This is a genomic window from Streptomyces sp. NPDC001781 (assembly GCF_053596035.1).
Map to the genome: position 1 here is coordinate 1 of NZ_JBSFFI010000106.1, position 1,113 is coordinate 1,113.

Here is a 1,113-nt window from a genome sequence, read left to right on the forward strand (position 1 = left end):
GCCGCATGTACCGCACCGGAGACCTCGCGCGCTGGACCGGACACGGCGAGGTCGAGTACCTCGGCCGCACCGACCACCAGGTCAAACTGCGCGGCCAGCGCATCGAACTCGGCGAGATCGAGGCGGAGCTGGGGAGCCAGAAGGGTGTCGAGGGCGCGTGCGCCCTGGTCCTCGACGACCGCCTCGTCGGCTACGTGACCGGGGACTCGCCCGACCCCGCCGAGATCCGCGCCGCGCTCGCCCGCACCCTGCCCGAGCACATGGTGCCCTCCGCGATCGTGCCGCTCGACACGTTCCCGCTCAGCCCCAACGGCAAGCTGGACCGCCGCGAGCTGCCGAAGCCCGTGTTCACCGGAGGCGGCGGCACCAGGCCACCGGCGAGCCCGCGCGAGGAGACGCTCACCCGCCTCTTCGCCGAGGTCCTCGGCGCCGAGGGCGCGGGCCCCGATGACGCCTTCTTCGACCTGGGCGGCACCTCGCTGCTCGCCGTGCGCCTCGTCAACCGGGTCCGCGAGGAACTGGGCGCGGAGCTGACCATCGGATCGCTCTTCGCATCGCCCACACCGGCGGCGCTCGCGGCCCGCATCGACGACGCGTCACCGGTGTCCACGGACGCCCTCGGCGTCGTCCTGCCGCTGCGCCGCGAGGGCGCCCGCCCGCCGCTCTTCGCGATCCACCCGGCGGGCGGCATCTCCTGGTGCTACGCGGGTCTCACCGCACGCCTCGACCGGGAGCAGCCGGTGCACGGCCTGCAGGCACGCGGACTGACCTCGGACGACGCGCTGCCGGGCACCCTGTGGGAGCAGGCGGCGGACTACGTCGACGAGATCCGCCGGATCCGCCCGCACGGCCCGTACCGGCTCATCGGCTGGTCGGTCGGCGGCATCCTCGCGCACACCGTCGCCGTGCTGCTCCAGGAGGCCGGCGAACAGGTCGAACTCCTCGCGCTCCTCGACGCGTTCCCCGCCGAGCAGTGGCGCGAGCGCCCCGCCCCGGAAGAGGGCGACGCCCTCACGGCCGTCCTGCGCAGGGCCGGCTTCGAGCGCACCGACGAGGCGACCCGCGAGGACGTCCTCGCCACCCTGCGCAAGGCGGGCAGCCCGCTCGCGGGGC

1 protein-coding gene is annotated in these 1,113 nt (G+C 74.9%); it reads left to right on the forward strand.

All coding sequences use genetic code 11. From position 1 onward, the window contains the following. Positions 1-1,113 (forward strand): thioesterase domain-containing protein (locus ACWCV3_RS29015; protein WP_451230369.1); only part of this gene is annotated, 1,113 nt, incomplete at both ends.